The following is a 16,588-nucleotide window of genomic DNA, read 5'->3' as shown; positions in this document are numbered from 1 at the left end:
ATTGAAAAACGAAATAAAAATATTTTCGCCTGCAACGGTGGCCAATGTAGCCTGTGGCTTTGATGTCATGGGTTTTTGCTTGGACGCGGTTGGAGATGAAATGATTGTAAAAAAATCAGCCCAAAAAGGGATTCGGATTACTAAAATTGAAGGTTACGACTTACCTCTTGAGGCTGAAAAGAATGTTGCAGGGGTTGCCGCTCTGGCCCTTTTGGAAGATGCCAAACCAGATTTTGGTTTCGATATGGAAATCTACAAAAACATCAAACCCGGAAGTGGTATTGGTAGTAGTTCCGCCAGCGCTTCGGGTAGTGTATATGCTATCAATGAACTTCTGGGAAAACCTTACAACAAAACGCAACTCTCCTACTTCGCAATGAAAGGCGAAGCTTTGGCAAGTGGTTGTGAACATGCCGATAATATTGCGCCTGGCATTTTTGGAGGATTCACTCTAGTAAAAAGCGTGGACCCATTGGAAATTTTGGAAATTCCAACTCCCGATGAATTATACGCTACTATAGTTCACCCACAAATAGAAATCAAAACCTCCGAGGCCAGAGCCATTTTGCCAAAGGAAATTCCATTGCAAAAGGCCATTACACAATGGGCTAACCTTGGAAGCTTGGTTCATGGACTTCACACCAACGATTATGAATTGATCAGCAAGTCACTTCACGATGTAGTTATTGAACCTTACAGAAGTACTTTGATACCTTATTTCAAAGAAGTAAAAGTACTTGCGCAAAAACATAGTGCCCTTGGTTCTGGAATCTCAGGTTCTGGACCTTCCATTTTTATTTTGTCAAAGGGTGAAGATATTGCTAATCAAGTGGCACATGCCGCAGAAGACTTATATTCCAAAACCAACTTGGATTTTAATATACATGTTTCAAAAATTAACATCCAAGGAATAAAAACGTTGCTATGAAATACTATTCCCTCAACCGAAAAGCCCCAGAAACCACCTTCAAGGACGCCGTTATCAAAGGATTGGCACCAGACAAAGGCTTGTATTTTCCTGAATCTATAACACCATTGCCAAAATCATTTTTTGAGCAGATGGATCAAATGGATAATGTAGACATTGCTTTTGAAGCCATCAAACAATTTGTAGTCCCCGAAATTCCTGAAGACACTTTAAAAGAGATTATCTCAGAAACATTGTCTTTTGATTTTCCCGTTGTAAAGATCAATAATCAAATTTCCTCCTTGGAATTGTTCCATGGCCCAACCATGGCTTTTAAAGATGTTGGTGCTCGATTTATGGCGAGATGCCTAGGCTATTTCAATGACAGCAATCCAAATGAAGTCACGGTTTTGGTCGCTACTTCTGGCGATACTGGTGGAGCCGTTGCCAATGGATTTTTAGGAGTTAACGGTGTGAACGTGGTTATTTTGTATCCTAGTGGCAAAGTAAGTGATATTCAGGAAAAGCAACTTACCACTTTGAAAAAGAACATCAAAGCTTTAGAAGTAGATGGCACTTTCGACGATTGTCAAGCGATGGTGAAACAAGCTTTTTTGGATGAATCCATAACAAGTCATATGCAGTTAACCTCTGCCAATTCCATTAATGTGGCGAGATGGCTTCCGCAGATGTTCTATTACTTTTTCGCTTACAAAGCATTATACAAAACTCACAAGGACCTTGTATTTTCAGTACCTAGTGGAAATTTTGGAAACATCTGCGCTGGTATGATGGCCAAACAATTAGGCCTTCCTATTCAACATTTTGTAGCTGCCAACAATGCCAATAAAGTAGTCACAGATTATCTGCGTGAGGGGATTTATGATCCTAAACCCTCCGTACAAACCATAAGCAATGCCATGGATGTGGGAGACCCTAGTAATTTTATTAGAATTCAGGAAATCTATCAGAACAATTACAAGAACCTAAAAGAAGATTTATCCGGATATAGTTTTACCGATAGGGAAACCAAAGAAGCTCTCAAGGAACTTTACAACGATTACAGCTATGTAGCCGATCCGCATGGTGCTGTTGGGTATTTGGCCTGCAAGTCCTATTTAAAGGAAAACCCAAATGCTCATTGTGTGTTTTTGGAAACAGCGCATCCTACCAAATTTTTAGATATTGTGGAAGAAGTTATCAGAGAAAACATCGAACTTCCTCCACAAATCCTTAAGGTAATGAGTAAGAAAAAAAGAGCGACTTCCATTGCTTCGTATGAAGAATTGAAATCATTTTTGTTGGACTCTTAGATTAACTATCCTCTAAAGATTCCATAAAGCTGATGATATCTTTCATTTCGCTTTCGGTTAACCCTAGAGCATCGGGAGGCAAGGTTTGGTATTCCAAGTCTAGACCTAACCCGGCTCCTCCTCCATCATTATAAAACTCCATAAGCTGCTCCAAATTTACAAACACACCGTTGTGCATGTAAGGAGCAGTTTTGGAACTATTCCTAACGGTAGGCGTTTTGAAAAAATACTTCTTTTCTATAGTGTTGAATACATTGTAACGTCCCAAATCACTGTCTACAAGTGTTTCCTGAAGCGTGTCCTTTGGTACTCCCAACAGTTCAAACTCGGTGTCTTTAAAGTTTGGAGGCACCGTTCCGTTGAATACCGGTGCAAAATGACAGGTGGCACATTTGGCCTTTCCCATAAACAAATTGAAGCCATTTACTTCATGCGAAGACAAAGTGTTTTCCAAACCGTTAATATTGTTGTCGAATTTTGAATTGAATTTGTTCAGACTTCTAATATAAACCGCAATGGCATTTCTTATAGAATGATCTGAAACTTCGGAACCATACAATTTTGAAAACTGTACTGCGTATACAGAATCACTACTAACCACTTCTTTCAAATCGTCTAGGTTAGTGTGAAATTCATGTTGGTTATTCACCACATCTACAATTTGCCCTTCAAGGTTCCCTGTTCTACCATCATAAAAGAAACTTCTTTGCAAAGCCGCATAGGTTAATGTTGGTGTATTTCTCAATTGCTTTGGAAATGTTTTCAGGCCATCTGTAAATGCTTTATTTTTATCGTGACAGGTAGCACAACTCATAGAATTGTCGCTCGACAATCTCTTATCATTAAACAAACGTTGCCCCAAACTGATTTTTGAAGACAGCAAACTATCCACTTCTACATAACCGGAAAAATAATCCATATTGAAGGTACTGGAAGAGAACAAGGATGTCATGTCATTGTTAAAGGCCAATTCCAAAGGAAACTCAACTTCCCAATCGGTTTTGGTGCGTTGCAACAATTCCAATTGTTTATGGGTATGATTTTTAATGAAATTGAATCTGTCAAAACTTTCAAAATCAGAATTCAAATTCACAATAGCCTTATCAAATGCTTCTTGAAACTCATTATACAATCCTTCCGAAGCAAATTCATCTTTATAAACATTCAGTAACTCTTTTAAACTTCCATAGGCAATGATGCTTTCCTTCATGGAAGCCTCCAAAACTGGCGAATCAAAGCCTGTAATTCCCGTAAGGGCAATACGCGCCACTTCATCTCGAATGAGCCATAAAATATGGTATGGCTTCAATTTTAAGCGTGTGTTCTGTTTGATGAGCTCCAATCGGTTTCTAGTTTGTTGTACCACCTTTTTAAATTCGACTTTATCAAAAGGTTCTTCAAACAAGAGTTCTTCCATAACCTGAAATCCAAACGGATTGTTGATTTTGATATCGGTAGCATCTTCTTCTTCTACACTTAAAATATTTGGGGCGTTCAAACTTTTATAGTTGCCCTTGTCTACATAAGACAATACGGGTTCCGCCATTTTAAATTGCTCTCGCGCATTTAAATACCCCTTTAACATCAAGTCTCTGTTAGTCCTAGCCAAGGTTGAATCCAAAAACTCGATACAGCGTCCTAAAGTATTCACATAACTGCGCTCCAAGGTAACAATAGGCTCAACAGCTTCTTGGGTTTCAGTCTTTTTGCAAGACCCCAATACAATGCACAAAAGACACACTAAACCATAGTGTGCCTTCTTTATGTGTTTCAAATAAAAATTTGTCATTCTATCTGTCCAAACCTTCAATAATGTATAACATACTTCCTTCATTTGAAGTACTTGAAGCATTAGCCGTGGAATCTGTAAAACCATCGTTTTCCCATCCGTGGTTTTGAGTAATCACCAAGAAAGTGTCATCCTTTCGAACAGTTTCAGAAATGTCGATCATTCCAGTGATTTCCCAAGCAGAACTTGCTGAACCATAACCTAAACCTTCTGCAGTTTCTTGGTCACATTCCAATACCACTTTTAAAGCTCCTGTATTCAAGTTATATTGGTACAATCTAGCGTAGTGAGTCTTATCAGCTGTATCGTAGTATCCATTTGGATCTTCTTGGATATACGCATAGTTTTCAGTTACTACGATGTTATCTGGACTGTGGAATGATTTTGCTTTCCCGCTTAATTTATCCCCATCCAATACACAAGTAATCGTACCAGCTCCTGTTGGGTCGTTAGGGTTCATGGTTACTTTGTACACACGACCGTAGAAAGTTCCTTTACCTTCCAAGTCTGGCTTGCTACGTCCCGTTACACAAAAATAGATTTCTCTGTTGTTGTCTGCAGAACCTCTTCTCCAATCGATATCCTCCAATCTAGAGAATCCCATTACTCCTTTGTTTTTGGCCTCGGCATCCAACAAATCCAATTGGGTTTCCTCCAATTCAACAAACTCCATAGCATACGATTGTCCTTCAACCATATCCATTTCAAAATTTACGTTAGAATCAGTAACTTTAAGTCCGTATAAAGAACCACCTTCCAAGTCTCCTTGGTTTCCAACATACATTCCTAACTGTCCTGAAGGTACCGTATTATCGGAATGGTCATCTCCAATAAATACTACCGTTTTCCCTGGGTAGGCATCTTTACCAATAGCTACTGCATTTTCAGTAGACCACTGCCCCATTGCTGTAAGCATTTGAGCTGTAGAAGCCCCTCCAGTACTTTTGAAAGGATCCGTTAAGAATACACCATTGGAAGATCCACCCCATTCACCACCTGATAAATATAAAGGTCCAAAACCGTGTTCTTCGGGAGTAATCAACGATCCTGAACATTGTGCAGTAGATGCCGTAGCTTGAGCATTCAAAATGTGCTCACCTCCTACAGGCTTAAAAGTTTCATCCAAAGTAATTCTTGCAATGGAATAGTCGGCTTCTATATTGTTTATTAAAGTGAATGTATCATCAGCGTTTTTGATTAGCCCAGCGCCGTCTGCCATAGAGCCGTACACAAAATTTGGAGTGTTTGCCAATTGATCTTCCGATGTCAACAAGTTATAAATGTTCACATCTGAAAACTCTGGGGTCAATTTCAATAATACTGGAGATTGAGAGTGCGATTGCAAAACCACCTCATTTTTTGGTTCATTATTGGAACCGTCATCATCATTACATGACATAAAGTACAAAAGCCCTAGGCCAACACAAGCAAATTTGTAATAGTTGTTCATTTTCATGTTTTTTTAAAAGTTTTCACAAATGAACAACGGCAAGGTAAGAATAACCTTAAGTCAGATTTAAGATAAATTCACTAAAGTGTTAATAGTGTTATGCTTATGTTAATAATTGGAATTAAAACAAATAAGCTCTTTTCTCTTGAAAATAAAGGCAGTTTACCACCTTTTAAAACAACTATTTCCAAAGCCACCACTCTGCTTTCACCCCAAAGTAATAGCCCCAGCGTTTGGGCCCCGTGAACAACAAATAAGGAGAATGCAGGTTTTCTTTGGCAAAATCGTTATAACGAGCAAAGGATGCCACAAACCGAAAATGCGGCCTTGCCCAAATATCCCGGGCTCCGGTAGGAACAAATACCGGCGCAATACTAAATTTGGTCATGCTTGCATTGGGATTGGTACCATCTTTACGTTGGGCATAGTGCAGTTCTGCCAAAATATGAAAGTAATCGGTGATGTAGAATTCATTCCTGGTCCCAATAGCTAAATCCAATTTTCTATTGAAAACCTCCTTACCAAAATAGGTTTCAGCAATGTGATTGCTATCTGCACCACCCTTACTTTTGGTAAAAATCACATAACCATTCAGACTATAGAAATTGGAAATATTCAACATAGCCTGATTGACCACCGACCATGAATAGGCGCCTCTAAAATTTAAATCTTCCGCATTAGGTGCTCCAAAAGTATACCAAGTTTTAGATATCCCACCATCACCTCCATTGGCTATCCCTGAGCCATACCTGACCGCTAAATCGTTAAAAGAGCCATCTAGAAGTTTTCTAAAACGCCTATGGTACCTTGCTCCAAACACTAAACCATAGTCTGATGGAAAATTCACAGCTTCCCCAACATCTCCTGGTTCGGTCAAATCATTGTCCTCATCACCGCCTCCCATATAATGCACCTCTCCAAGCGCCGTAATCCTATTGTCTTGATTCAATTCAAAATCATGCTCGCCTATTACTACAGTGCGCTGCCTAAGGGCGGCACTAAGAGTTCCCGTTTCAATGTTCAAATAGAAATATGGTGGTAATGTAGAGGTGGTATCCACCGAAGCCACAAACACGGCTGCCATTCTCGACTTTTTATATTCTACACCAAACCCTTGTCCAGAATGATCATTGAAATAATAGTGGTCGGCTATATGAACATCCGGACCTCTATATAATCGGGAACCGATCCATATATTTAAATCCTTTCCCTTAATATTCCTAGCTTCCGCATAAATCTCGGGTAAGGCGAAATTAAGGCCTCCCAAACTTGTGGTAGAACTATTTCCTATAGAAGTAAGGCTGGTAGCATAAACCGATAAGCGCATTTGCACGTGGATGGTAGTACTATCACCTTTCTTGGGTTTGAACACAAAATTGGGAACCAACTCCAAATAATCCTGCTCCTCCAACCTTCCGCCAATACTTCCCATATTGCTCAGGTTTAAACGTCTTCCTATAGATTCGCCATTCTCAAAAGACCAGTCCACTCCTACACGTCCATAGGATCCCAAATAAAAACTTTTGTTGGTGGTATATTCATAACTAATTTGGGCATTTAGCCAATAACAGCTTAAAAATGCCCAAACACAAACCCCTAACTTCCAAAATGTCTTTTTTCCTTTAAATCGTATTCTTGTTTCATACATATTACTGTTGGTTCTTCAATTTAATGCTTCAATGCGTATCATTGTTGCATTATAAATATACATAACATTCATATATCATTCAAATACAACTAATTACAAATCGATTTCACAACTTTATTTAGACTTCTATTTTTACAACCCCTTTTTAAAAGCTTTCTGCATAACTTTACATGACCTAAACTTTTGAATACACCTCTATGAAGTCCAAAATAACCATCAAAAACAAACATGAAGGTCAATATTTGGCGGTTGCCGGCAGCAATTATCATATTGTAATTTCTGGTGAAGACACCAACGGCGATTATGCGGTTATTGAAATGTTGGTACCTCCAGGAGGTGGCCCACCTCCTCATGACCATCCGCACGCGCAGGAGCTATTTCATTTAACCGAAGGTGAATTGGAATTTAAAAGTGAAGAAGGTCATATTACCGTAAAAGCTGGGGAGTTTGTCACCATTCCATTCAATGGACCTATTCATTGCTTTAAAAACACCTCCAACAAAAATGCCCGACTCACCTGTACCATTATGCCTGCTGGTTTGGAAAATTTGTTTGTAGATATTGGAACACCCGTAAAAGAAGGAGAGTTTTTGCCCCTTACCGAAGCTACACCAGAATATTTGGAGTTTATTAAGGAAATTGATAGAAAATACGAACAGAAAACCTATCCGTGGGAATATCTGGATTGATATTATTGTAAAAAAAGAAAAGGATGGCTGCCCAGACAAATGTCCAGTTGTCAATAATGGAATTGTGAAACACTAAAGCCTACACTACTAATGGCAAAGAGCAAGTGTAGGCCCCATATTGATATAACTTTCTACAGATCAAAAAAGAAATGTTGAAGGCAGCCATTTATTTATGGCCTTATCTAACTGTTAAGCCTCAACTATTTCTTTAAGTACCTCTACGATATAATCTATTTCTTCTTTGGTGTTGTAACTACTGAATGAAAAACGAATGGAAGGTTTCTTCAAGTCTTCTTCAGACAATATTTGGGTTAATACATGGGATCCCAATGAACTTCCACTTTGGCAAGCACTACCTTTTGAACAAGCAATTCCCTTTAAATCCAATTGAAACTGCAATGTCAAAGCTTTTTCAGCAGATAATGGCAAACACACATTCAATAAAGTGTAGGTACTCTTTTCATCATCACCACAGTTCCCGTTAAAACTTACGCCTGGGATATGTTTTTCAACTTCCGATTTAAAGTAATTCTTTAAGTCTAAAATATAATTGCGTTCTTTATCCAAATGGTCATAGGCCATAACAAAAGCGGTTTCCAAACCTTTGATATTGTGTACAGGTTCTGTACCTGCTCTAAACCCACGCTCTTGAGCGCCACCAAAAATAAGCGGTTTCAAATGGCTATTCTTTCTTATATAAGCAAACCCAATTCCCTTTGGTCCATGAAACTTATGGGCTGCAGCCGTCATAAAATCAATTGGCACATCTTGGACGTCCCATTCAAAATGTCCAATGGATTGTACCGTATCACTATGGAACAAAGCATTGTTTTCCTTACACATCAAGGCCACCTTTTTAACATCCAAAAGATTCCCTATTTCATTGTTAACATGCATCAAGCTTACCAATTTCAAATCTTCAGAAGCTTGTAACAAACGCTCCAAATCTTCATAATCTGGGGTTCCGCATTTTTGAAGTTTTACATATTCTACATTGATTCCGTATTCCTTTTCCAGTTCTTCCGCCGTATGCAGCACAGCATGGTGCTCAATACATGAAGTGATGATTGTTTTTACACCTGCATCCCTAACAGCGCAACGCAAGATCATGTTGTCTGCCTCGGTACCTCCAGAAGTAAAAATAATTTCTTGAGGCAGGGCGTTTAAGTATTTGGCAATGGTTTTTCTGGCTGATTCTATAATAGATTTTGAAGACCTCCCAAAAGCGTGGGTTGATGATGGATTTCCGTAGTTTTCAGATAACACTTTATGCATTTCTGTAATCACTTCGTCCCTAACCTTTGTGGTTGCGGCACTGTCAAAATATACTTGTTTCATGTTGTTTTGTTTATTGGTAATTCTTGGGAAATTGGCAATGGAACACTTCCCCCTTCGCCAATCAGCCGCAAAAGTACAGGAAATAAAATTATTTCCCAGATGCCACGTTATAAATTAACAATTCTCTTATTTTTGTGACTCAAATTACCACTATGCGAAACTTTATATACCTTCTGTTTGTTGCCTTTTTTATAGTATCCTGTGATGATGGTGACATTCTTGACGTGGAACTTGATTTTGAAGACGAATTAACGCTCTGCCCAGAAACATCAGAGTCTTACCTATTATATAAAACCAAGGAATCTCCCTACGAATCCTTGAGCCTACTGTTTCCTTCCAACAGTACAAACGATGGTATTTTTAATCCTGAAGACGGTATTGTTGAAGGTTCAATGGCCATAAACGGGACAAACGTAAGATTTCATTACAGAACCTACGATAACAATCCCGAGAACTTTATCTGTAATTTAGTTCCTGATGAAACGGTTACCGTTACCAATAACTACGAGGCTACCTCGGGTACCGTTGAATACTATTCCACATTTTTAGACGATGATAATGATGGTATTCCTTCTTCTGTAGAAGATGCCAATTTAGACGGTGATAATGATCCTAGTACCAACCCAACCGATACAGATGGTGATGGTATTCCTGATTATTTAGATGAAGATGATGACAATGACAATGTGAAGACCAAAAATGAAGCACCAGATCCAAATGGCGATAATAATTTTGAAGACGCTAGAGATACTGATGAAGATGGCACCCCAGATTACCTAGATAATGATGATGATGGGGATGGTATCCTTACAAGATACGAGGATGAAAATGGCGATAAAAATCCAGCAAATGACTTTGCTGTTGATGCCACCATTGCACGATACTTAGATAGCAATGCTCAAGATGAATTTCCACTTGATGAGTTTATTGAAAACACCTATACCAGAACCATTTCAATTTATTTTACAGTACATAATGTAGATATCACGGTATTAAGTACAGATGAAATAGACTTGGGAACTTATACCTTGGAAGTAGATTTCTCTACAGAGGAAGATTAAGGCTCTAAATTCTGATAGATGTAAACTTCGGTAGCTCCCATGCCATATTTTTGGTAATCGGCGGCATAGAACGTAACATTGTTATATCTGCCAAAAAGGTATTCCAATTCAGTTTTTAAAACGCCTTCTCCCACGCCATGGATAAACACCACTTTTTGAATGCGCTTGCTAATGGCAAATTTCAATTGGCGTTCGGCAGTATCTAACTGAAGAGTCAACATTTCATGATTGGAAAGCCTATTTGGTTTGGGCGTTAATTGATGGATATGCAAATCCACTTCCATAGCCGGTAAATTGCGCTCCTTAGGTTTGGTCCTTTGCGATTTTCTTTTCTGCGGAATTTCCTTCTCTTGAATCACTTCAAAAGCAGATTGCTCCGAAAACACTTCCGATTTTAATGATGCCTCAATAACAATAAGTTCATGGGCATAAAATTCCAGCACAAAACCATCGGTGGTTTCTATTCCAAATAAATCACCCTTTTTCGTGGTGATGATTCCTGTGATATCCTCATCCAACACCGAAACTTTGTCTCCAATTTGTAAACTCATGCGTCTAGGTCGTTTTCGTCCGTCTCGTCCTTATCAAATTTACTTGGAATATTTTTAGATATTCCATAAATGCCCAGCATCAGCATTGCAACGCCGCCAATTAACACAAAAGTATTTTGCTTTTCTTGGGCTTGTGCATAAAATGCCACGATTCCCCCAATGACTATAAAAAGATAGTTGATTCGTTTTGGAATATTCATATTAAACTGTACTAAAAGAGGCTTCAAAAATACAGCTTTTAGAAGTAATATTAATAGCTTGACTTGCAATTCATTTACATTTTCATATATGAAAATACTTGCAATTTCATTTAAATAGTATCTAGATTTCATACATTTGTTAGAAGTCATTACTAACAATTATGTCATCACTAGAGTCATTCATGCTCCCCTGCCTTTGGAAGCAAACCTTCGGAATGGAATGCTTGGGCTGTGGTACACAACGTGCCTTAGTACTAGTACTTCAAGGTGAATTTTCTGCAGCGTTTAAAATGTACCCTGCAATTTACACCTTGTTACTCTTGGGCATTTTTCTATTGGCGCATATTAAATACCAATTCAAGTACGGGCATAAAATTATTTTAGCGCTATTCATCCTGAATATTACAATTACCTTGATAAATTATTATTTAAAACACTTTTAACTTTAAACTAATCAACATGGAAAAACAAACTTTACCAAATTCAACCTTAATCTTAGTAATGGGAATCCTATCAATAGTAGGCTGTTGCTTTTATGGAATCCCAGGACTTATCTGTGGAATTATTGCTATTGTATTAGGTTCAAAAGCTACAAAACTTTACCAATCAGCTCCAGAAGAGTATTTGGGGTATGGCAATGTAAAAGCAGGAAGAATTATGGGTATTATTGGTGTTATTTTAAGCATCATTTCCATTGCTTACATAGCATGGATCATTAGCTTTATTGGATGGGAAGCATTATCAAACCCAGAATTATTGCAAGAACGTTTGCAAGAAATTCAACAAGGTTTACCTCAAGAATAACATCACTTCACACAATAAAAAATGCGACCAATTGGTCGCATTTTTTTATAAATCATTTGGATTAAGCTTCAAATTCTTTGAGTGTTTTGGTAATGATGTTCACACAATCCAATAATTGCTCCTGGGTCATTACTAAAGGTGGTGCAAAACGAATAATGTTACCATGGGTTGGTTTTGCCAACAATCCATTATCGCGCAATGCCAAACAGATGTTCCATGCCGTATCGCTTTCCTCATCATCATTAATTACAATGGCGTTCAACAAGCCTTTTCCCCTAACCAAACTTACCAATTCACTGCTTGCAATGTACTTGTTCATTTCGCTTCTAAACAATTGCCCTAATTCCTCGGCATTAGCAGCCAACTGTTCTTCTTCAATTACTTCCAGAGCAGCAATGGCAACTGCAGCCGCCACCGGATTTCCTCCAAAAGTACTCCCGTGATTTCCAGGTTTTATAACATCCATGACGGTGTTATTAGCCAATACCGCGCTTACAGGATAGGCTCCACCACTCAAGGCTTTCCCTAAAATCAAAATATCTGGTTTTACATTTTCATGGTCTACCGCCAATAACTTTCCTGTACGGGCAATTCCTGTTTGTACTTCATCGGCAATAAATAGAACATTATATTGCTCACACAAAGCCTTGGCCTTAGCCAAATACCCTTCACTAGGCACATATACTCCGGCTTCCCCTTGGATAGGCTCCACTAAAAATCCAGCAATATTTGGATTGTTTTTTAAAGTCTCCTCCAGAGCTTCTAAATTGTCATATGCAATCTTGATAAATCCCTTGGTATAAGGTCCAAAATGTTCACGCGCTACAGGATCGTTTGAAAAAGAAATGATGGTAGTTGTACGTCCGTGAAAGTTATTTTCACAAACTACAATTTCGGCATCATTTTCATGAATTCCCTTCACTTCATAAGCCCATTTTCTACATAATTTCAAAGCTGTTTCCACAGCCTCTGCTCCCGTATTCATAGGAAGCAATTTATCGAAACCAAAGTACTCACAGGCAAACTTTTCATATTTCCCCAAAACATCATTGTAAAATGCTCTTGAAGTCAAGGTTAATGTTTGTGCCTGCGCTACCATAGCCCCTACAATTTTTGGGTGACAATGCCCCTGGTTAACTGCAGAATACGCCGATAAAAAATCATAATATTGTTTCCCTTCAACATCCCAAACATGCACACCTTCACCACGACTCAAAACCACTGGAAGTGGATGGTAATTGTGAGCTCCATAGTTGTTTTCTAAATCAATTGCTTGCTGGGACGTCATTTGGTCTAAAACCGCCATTTTATTTACTTTTAATTAAAATATTTGCAATTCCTTCTTTCAGGAGAGAAATCATCCGTCTTTGTAGTGGCTGCAAATTACTAAATCTTGTCCTATTTTTGGAATTTTTACCGGCATTTATTCTATTTTTGCCACATGTCAAGAAGAAACAAAAAGCAGGTATTTACCAACGTAGAAGTGATAGATGCCGGGGCCAAAGGCAAACTGGTTGCCAAGGCGCCAGACGGTAAAGTGATATTTTTGTCTAATGCCGTACCAGGTGATGTTGTAGACATCCAAACCTATAAAAAGAGAAAGGCTTACTATGAAGGTAAAGCCATTGCATTCCATAAATTATCCGAGAAACGCAGCGAACCCAAATGTGAGCATTTTGGGGTTTGTGGTGGCTGTAAATGGCAGGATATGGATTACCAATACCAATTGGAATACAAACATAAAGAGGTTGAAAACAACTTGAGACGTATTGGGCATATAGAACTGCCTGAAGTCACTCCTATTTTAGGATCTTCAGAACAATATTTCTACCGAAACAAAATGGAATTCTCCTTTAGTGACAGCAGATGGCTTACTCAAGAAGAAATCCAATCTGATGAAGATTTGGGCGACAAAAATGCTTTGGGATTCCATATTCCAGGTATGTGGGACAAGATTTTGGACGTGAAGAAATGTTGGCTACAGGGAGATCCTTCCAATGCCATCCGTAATGAGGTAAAATCCTTCGCCATTGCCAACGACATGGAGTTTTTCAACACTCGTAACCAAGCTGGATTTTTGCGCTCGCTCATGATTCGGACTTCCACAACGGGAGACCTTATGGTCATGATTCAATTCTTTAAGGAAGATAAAGCAAAGAGAGAATTGTTGTTGGATCATTTGGCTGAAACCTTCCCAGAAATTTCCTCATTGCAATACGTGATCAACGAAAAAGCCAATGATACTATTTATGACCAAGAAGTCATTTGCTACAAGGGTGAAGATCATATTTTTGAACAAATGGAAGACCTAAGGTTCAAAATCAACGCAAAGTCCTTTTACCAGACCAATTCCAAACAAGCTTACGAGCTTTACAAAATTGCCCGAGAATTTGCCAACCTTAAAGGAGACGAGCTCGTTTACGATTTGTATACAGGTACAGGAACCATTGCACAATTTGTGGCTAAAAAGACTAAAAAGGTTGTGGGTGTAGAAGCGGTTCCTGATGCGATAACTGCCGCCAAGGAAAATGCACAATTAAACGGCATTGAAAACGTTGACTTCTATGTAGGTGATATGAAAAATGTATTCAACGATGCGTTCATCAGCCAACATGGCCATCCAGATGTGATTATTACCGATCCTCCTCGTGACGGGATGCATAAAGATGTGGTTCAGCAAATATTAAACATTGCTCCAGAAAAAGTAGTGTATGTAAGCTGTAACAGTGCCACACAAGCTAGGGATTTGGCCTTAATGGATGAAGCCTATAAAGTAACCAAGGTACAAGCGGTAGATATGTTTCCGCAGACCTACCATGTAGAAAATGTTGTACTTTTAGAACGCCGAAATTAATAAGGCACCCTAATTCTGCTAATCAGAACATCTAATTATGGTAAGATATTTGAAAATTGTATGTCCGCTTTTAGCCATCCTGGGATACCTTGTTTTGGGTTGCGAAAAAGATGATATATGTGCCGAAACCACGGCTACCACTCCTCATTTGATTATTCGTTTTTACGATGTCAATAATCCTACAAATACGCTTTCTGCAAGAAAACTTACTGTAAAAGGTGAAGGTTTGGATGAGGAAATTATCTCCAATACAACTACAGATTCTATTCTGTTGCCTCTGAACTTTCAAGAGGAAGGCATCACTGCCATTTCTAGATTTGAATTAAAAATAAACACCGATTACGACAGTGACACTGAGGAAACCACTGCTTCCAATACCGATATTATAGAAGTCAACTATACTCCTGAGTTTGTCTACGTTTCCAGAGCTTGTGGTTATAAAAGTACCTTTGCCGGAACAGAAATAGATGTAGATGAAACCAACGATGAGGACATTTGGATCATTAACGCCGTAACCGTAAACACAACCATAGAAAATGAAACAGCAGCGCACATCAACATTTATCATTAAAATATTGGTTTTGCTGTTGTTCCCTTTATTAGCAACAGCTCAAGAGGAAAAAGACTCTATCAGCAACGACACCTTAGTTTACAAACAGAAATACGGCCTACGAATCGGGGCTGACATCAGCAAACCCATTCGTAGTTTGATTGATGAGGACTATTCTGGGTTTGAAATTATGGGCGATTATCGTCTCACTCAAAAATTATATTTGGCTGGCGAGATAGGCACCGAAGAAAAAACCACCAAAACAAATTTTTTGAATGTCACTACCAACGGAGGTTATTTTAAGGCTGGGGTTGATTATAATATGTACACCAACTGGTTGGATATGCAAAATATGATCTATGCAGGTTTTAGAGTTGGTGCCAGCACCTTTAGCCAAACTGTAAACAGTTATACCGTTTATAATGCCGATCAATATTGGAGCAATCCATACACCTCTTACGACTCTCAGAAATTTGATGGCCTGACAGCGTTTTGGGGAGAACTTATCATTGGTATAAAAGCCGAAACCTTTAAAAATTTGTTTATTGGTATCAATGCCCAACTAAAGGGACGTATCACCGAAACTGAACCAGGAAACTTTGAGAACATCTACATTCCTGGTTTCAACAGAACCTACGACAGTGGCGCTTTCGGAATGGGGTTTGGCTATTCCATTTCTTATCTAGTTCCTATATTCAAGAAAGACAAAAAAGTAATTCAGGAAGAAGAATAACATATTCTATTTCCTATACATTTATTAAAGAGGGCCTATTTGGCCCTCTTTTATTTATAGAAACTTTAAACCATTAACAAACAACACTTTACGCTAAAATCATTACCTTTAAGCTTCTATTTTTAACAAAAACACCACCATTATGAAAAAGTTAAAAAAATTAGTTTTCGTTTTTGCACTTAGCATGTTTGCCTTATCTGCCTATTCCCAAACTGAGAAAGACAGAAAAATTATTATCGATGCTGAAAAGGCCCAAATTGAAATGTTGGAACATTCTCCGGATTTAAAAAAGTATTTTGAAACCTCTGCTGGTTATGTCATCTTCCCAAATGTTGGTAAAGGAGGTCTTATTGTTGGAGGGGCTTCGGGAAATGGTGTGCTCTATGTTTCTGGAATTGCTCAAGGAATGGCCAGTGTGAAAGAAATTAATATTGGAGCCCAAATTGGAGGACAGGCCCTTATTGAAATCATCTTTTTTGAAACTGCCAATGCTCTTGATGAATTCAAGAAAGGTGACTTCAAGTTTGATGCTGGTATCTCTGCAACAGCTTTAACCATGGGCCAATCCCTAGATGCCAAATACACCGATGGCGTAGCCGTGTTTACCCATACCAAAGGAGGTTTGATGGCTGAAGTGTCTGTTGGAGGCCAAATATTTAACTACAAAGGATTTTAGAACTATGATACAAACAAAAAAGCGT

General features: G+C 38.5%; 17 protein-coding genes. 10 read left to right on the top strand and 7 right to left on the bottom strand.

The window, feature by feature from the left end; genetic code table 11:
• Position 1: 1 nt before the first annotated feature.
• Together ZA06_RS12210 and thrC are read left to right on the top strand one after the other, a co-directional pair.
• Positions 2 to 928 carry a homoserine kinase gene (locus ZA06_RS12210; protein WP_053977756.1) on the top strand — a complete coding sequence of 309 codons (927 nt, stop codon included), beginning with the start codon at positions 2 to 4 and terminating at the stop codon, positions 926 to 928.
• Entirely contained in the window at positions 925 to 2,220 is a 1,296-nt protein-coding gene (gene thrC / locus ZA06_RS12205; protein ID WP_053977755.1) for a threonine synthase, read from the top strand. The genes ZA06_RS12210 and thrC overlap by 4 nt, the downstream gene beginning before the upstream one ends.
• A 1-nt stretch (position 2,221) precedes the next feature.
• Here thrC and ZA06_RS12200 read toward each other — a convergent pair whose 3' ends face one another.
• The 3 genes from ZA06_RS12200 to ZA06_RS12190 all read right to left on the bottom strand — a co-directional run bounded on the left by ZA06_RS12200 (position 2,222) and on the right by ZA06_RS12190 (position 7,107).
• Positions 2,222 to 3,994 carry a cytochrome-c peroxidase gene (locus ZA06_RS12200; protein WP_240472249.1) on the bottom strand — a complete coding sequence of 591 codons (1,773 nt, stop codon included), beginning with the start codon at positions 3,992 to 3,994 and terminating at the stop codon, positions 2,222 to 2,224.
• Between the two features lie 16 nt (positions 3,995 to 4,010).
• A complete protein-coding gene (locus ZA06_RS12195; RefSeq protein ID WP_157503246.1) occupies positions 4,011 to 5,459 on the bottom strand; it encodes an alkaline phosphatase PhoX in 1,449 nt (482 codons plus the stop codon).
• Between the two features lie 181 nt (positions 5,460 to 5,640).
• Positions 5,641 to 7,107: a carbohydrate porin gene (locus ZA06_RS12190; RefSeq protein WP_053977753.1), complete on the bottom strand. Its 1,467-nt coding sequence runs from the start codon at positions 7,105 to 7,107 to the stop codon at positions 5,641 to 5,643.
• A gap of 197 nt (positions 7,108 to 7,304) precedes the next feature.
• Here ZA06_RS12190 and ZA06_RS12185 point away from each other — a divergent pair, with 197 nt between their 5' ends.
• Positions 7,305 to 7,796 carry a cupin domain-containing protein gene (locus ZA06_RS12185; protein WP_053977752.1) on the top strand — a complete coding sequence of 164 codons (492 nt, stop codon included), beginning with the start codon at positions 7,305 to 7,307 and terminating at the stop codon, positions 7,794 to 7,796.
• 189 nt (positions 7,797 to 7,985) lie between these two features.
• On the opposite strand, the gene ZA06_RS12180 is transcribed toward ZA06_RS12185, so the two are convergent.
• Complete coding sequence (locus tag ZA06_RS12180) at positions 7,986 to 9,134, bottom strand: cysteine desulfurase family protein (protein ID WP_053977751.1); 1,149 nt, start codon at positions 9,132 to 9,134, stop codon at positions 7,986 to 7,988.
• A 152-nt stretch (positions 9,135 to 9,286) separates the two neighbouring features.
• Between ZA06_RS12180 and ZA06_RS12175 the strand changes: the two genes are divergently transcribed.
• A complete protein-coding gene (locus ZA06_RS12175) occupies positions 9,287 to 10,195 on the top strand; it encodes a hypothetical protein (protein WP_053977750.1) in 909 nt (302 codons plus the stop codon).
• Here the strand turns inward: ZA06_RS12175 and ZA06_RS12170 are convergent.
• Both ZA06_RS12170 and ZA06_RS17155 read right to left on the bottom strand, forming a co-directional pair.
• Positions 10,192 to 10,746, bottom strand: a complete 555-nt coding sequence (locus tag ZA06_RS12170; protein ID WP_053977749.1) for a Smr/MutS family protein — start codon at positions 10,744 to 10,746, stop codon at positions 10,192 to 10,194. The two genes, ZA06_RS12175 and ZA06_RS12170, sit on opposite strands and share 4 nt — an antisense overlap.
• Complete coding sequence (locus ZA06_RS17155) at positions 10,743 to 11,096, bottom strand: hypothetical protein (RefSeq protein WP_240472247.1); 354 nt, start codon at positions 11,094 to 11,096, stop codon at positions 10,743 to 10,745. Before ZA06_RS17155 ends, ZA06_RS12170 begins: the two co-directional genes overlap by 4 nt.
• 11 nt (positions 11,097 to 11,107) lie before the next feature.
• Here ZA06_RS17155 and ZA06_RS12160 point away from each other — a divergent pair, with 11 nt between their 5' ends.
• Together ZA06_RS12160 and ZA06_RS12155 are read left to right on the top strand one after the other, a co-directional pair.
• On the top strand, positions 11,108 to 11,389 hold the full coding sequence (locus ZA06_RS12160) for a DUF2752 domain-containing protein (RefSeq protein WP_240472246.1): 282 nt from the start codon (positions 11,108 to 11,110) through the stop codon (positions 11,387 to 11,389).
• A gap of 16 nt (positions 11,390 to 11,405) precedes the next feature.
• Entirely contained in the window at positions 11,406 to 11,750 is a 345-nt protein-coding gene (locus ZA06_RS12155) for a CCC motif membrane protein (protein ID WP_053977747.1), read from the top strand.
• Between the two features lie 61 nt (positions 11,751 to 11,811).
• On the opposite strand, the gene rocD is transcribed toward ZA06_RS12155, so the two are convergent.
• Positions 11,812 to 13,056, bottom strand: coding sequence for an ornithine--oxo-acid transaminase (gene rocD, locus ZA06_RS12150; RefSeq protein WP_053977746.1), 1,245 nt, complete (start codon positions 13,054 to 13,056; stop codon positions 11,812 to 11,814).
• Positions 13,057 to 13,191: 135 nt separating this feature from the next.
• Between rocD and rlmD the strand changes: the two genes are divergently transcribed.
• From rlmD to ZA06_RS12130, 4 genes are all read left to right on the top strand, one after another.
• The gene (rlmD, locus tag ZA06_RS12145) at positions 13,192 to 14,604 is read left to right on the top strand and encodes a 23S rRNA (uracil(1939)-C(5))-methyltransferase RlmD (RefSeq protein WP_053977745.1); all 1,413 of its coding nucleotides are present in this window, start codon (positions 13,192 to 13,194) and stop codon (positions 14,602 to 14,604) included.
• Between the two features lie 37 nt (positions 14,605 to 14,641).
• A complete protein-coding gene (locus ZA06_RS12140) occupies positions 14,642 to 15,175 on the top strand; it encodes a DUF6452 family protein (protein ID WP_053977744.1) in 534 nt (177 codons plus the stop codon).
• Positions 15,141 to 15,887 (top strand): DUF6048 family protein, encoded by a 747-nt coding sequence (locus tag ZA06_RS12135; RefSeq protein ID WP_053977743.1) that lies wholly within the window; start codon positions 15,141 to 15,143, stop codon positions 15,885 to 15,887. The genes ZA06_RS12140 and ZA06_RS12135 overlap by 35 nt, the downstream gene beginning before the upstream one ends.
• A gap of 142 nt (positions 15,888 to 16,029) precedes the next feature.
• Entirely contained in the window at positions 16,030 to 16,563 is a 534-nt protein-coding gene (locus ZA06_RS12130) for a lipid-binding SYLF domain-containing protein (protein WP_053977742.1), read from the top strand.
• Positions 16,564 to 16,588 lie beyond the last annotated feature (25 nt).

This window comes from Mangrovimonas xylaniphaga (genome assembly GCF_001280435.1).
In the GTDB taxonomy this organism is placed as follows: Bacteria; Bacteroidota; Bacteroidia; order Flavobacteriales; family Flavobacteriaceae; genus Mangrovimonas_A; species Mangrovimonas_A xylaniphaga.
This window is presented reverse-complemented; position numbering and strand designations above follow the sequence as displayed.

Excerpts from the sequence above, each read along its gene's own strand:
- rlmD (WP_053977745.1), top strand. The coding sequence starts at position 13,192 with ATGTCAAGAAGAAACAAAAAGCAGGTATTTACCAACGTAGAAGTGATA.
- ZA06_RS12170 (WP_053977749.1), bottom strand. The coding sequence starts at position 10,746 with ATGAGTTTACAAATTGGAGACAAAGTTTCGGTGTTGGATGAGGATATC.
- ZA06_RS12185 (WP_053977752.1), top strand. The coding sequence starts at position 7,305 with ATGAAGTCCAAAATAACCATCAAAAACAAACATGAAGGTCAATATTTG.
- ZA06_RS12190 (WP_053977753.1), bottom strand. The coding sequence starts at position 7,107 with ATGTATGAAACAAGAATACGATTTAAAGGAAAAAAGACATTTTGGAAG.
- rocD (WP_053977746.1), bottom strand. The coding sequence starts at position 13,056 with ATGGCGGTTTTAGACCAAATGACGTCCCAGCAAGCAATTGATTTAGAA.
- ZA06_RS12180 (WP_053977751.1), bottom strand. The coding sequence starts at position 9,134 with ATGAAACAAGTATATTTTGACAGTGCCGCAACCACAAAGGTTAGGGAC.
- thrC (WP_053977755.1), top strand. The coding sequence starts at position 925 with ATGAAATACTATTCCCTCAACCGAAAAGCCCCAGAAACCACCTTCAAG.
- ZA06_RS12130 (WP_053977742.1), top strand. The coding sequence starts at position 16,030 with ATGAAAAAGTTAAAAAAATTAGTTTTCGTTTTTGCACTTAGCATGTTT.
- ZA06_RS12160 (WP_240472246.1), top strand. The coding sequence starts at position 11,108 with ATGTCATCACTAGAGTCATTCATGCTCCCCTGCCTTTGGAAGCAAACC.
- ZA06_RS12140 (WP_053977744.1), top strand. The coding sequence starts at position 14,642 with ATGGTAAGATATTTGAAAATTGTATGTCCGCTTTTAGCCATCCTGGGA.
- ZA06_RS17155 (WP_240472247.1), bottom strand. The coding sequence starts at position 11,096 with ATGACTTCTAACAAATGTATGAAATCTAGATACTATTTAAATGAAATT.
- ZA06_RS12195 (WP_157503246.1), bottom strand. The coding sequence starts at position 5,459 with ATGAACAACTATTACAAATTTGCTTGTGTTGGCCTAGGGCTTTTGTAC.
- ZA06_RS12175 (WP_053977750.1), top strand. The coding sequence starts at position 9,287 with ATGCGAAACTTTATATACCTTCTGTTTGTTGCCTTTTTTATAGTATCC.
- ZA06_RS12155 (WP_053977747.1), top strand. The coding sequence starts at position 11,406 with ATGGAAAAACAAACTTTACCAAATTCAACCTTAATCTTAGTAATGGGA.
- ZA06_RS12135 (WP_053977743.1), top strand. The coding sequence starts at position 15,141 with ATGAAACAGCAGCGCACATCAACATTTATCATTAAAATATTGGTTTTG.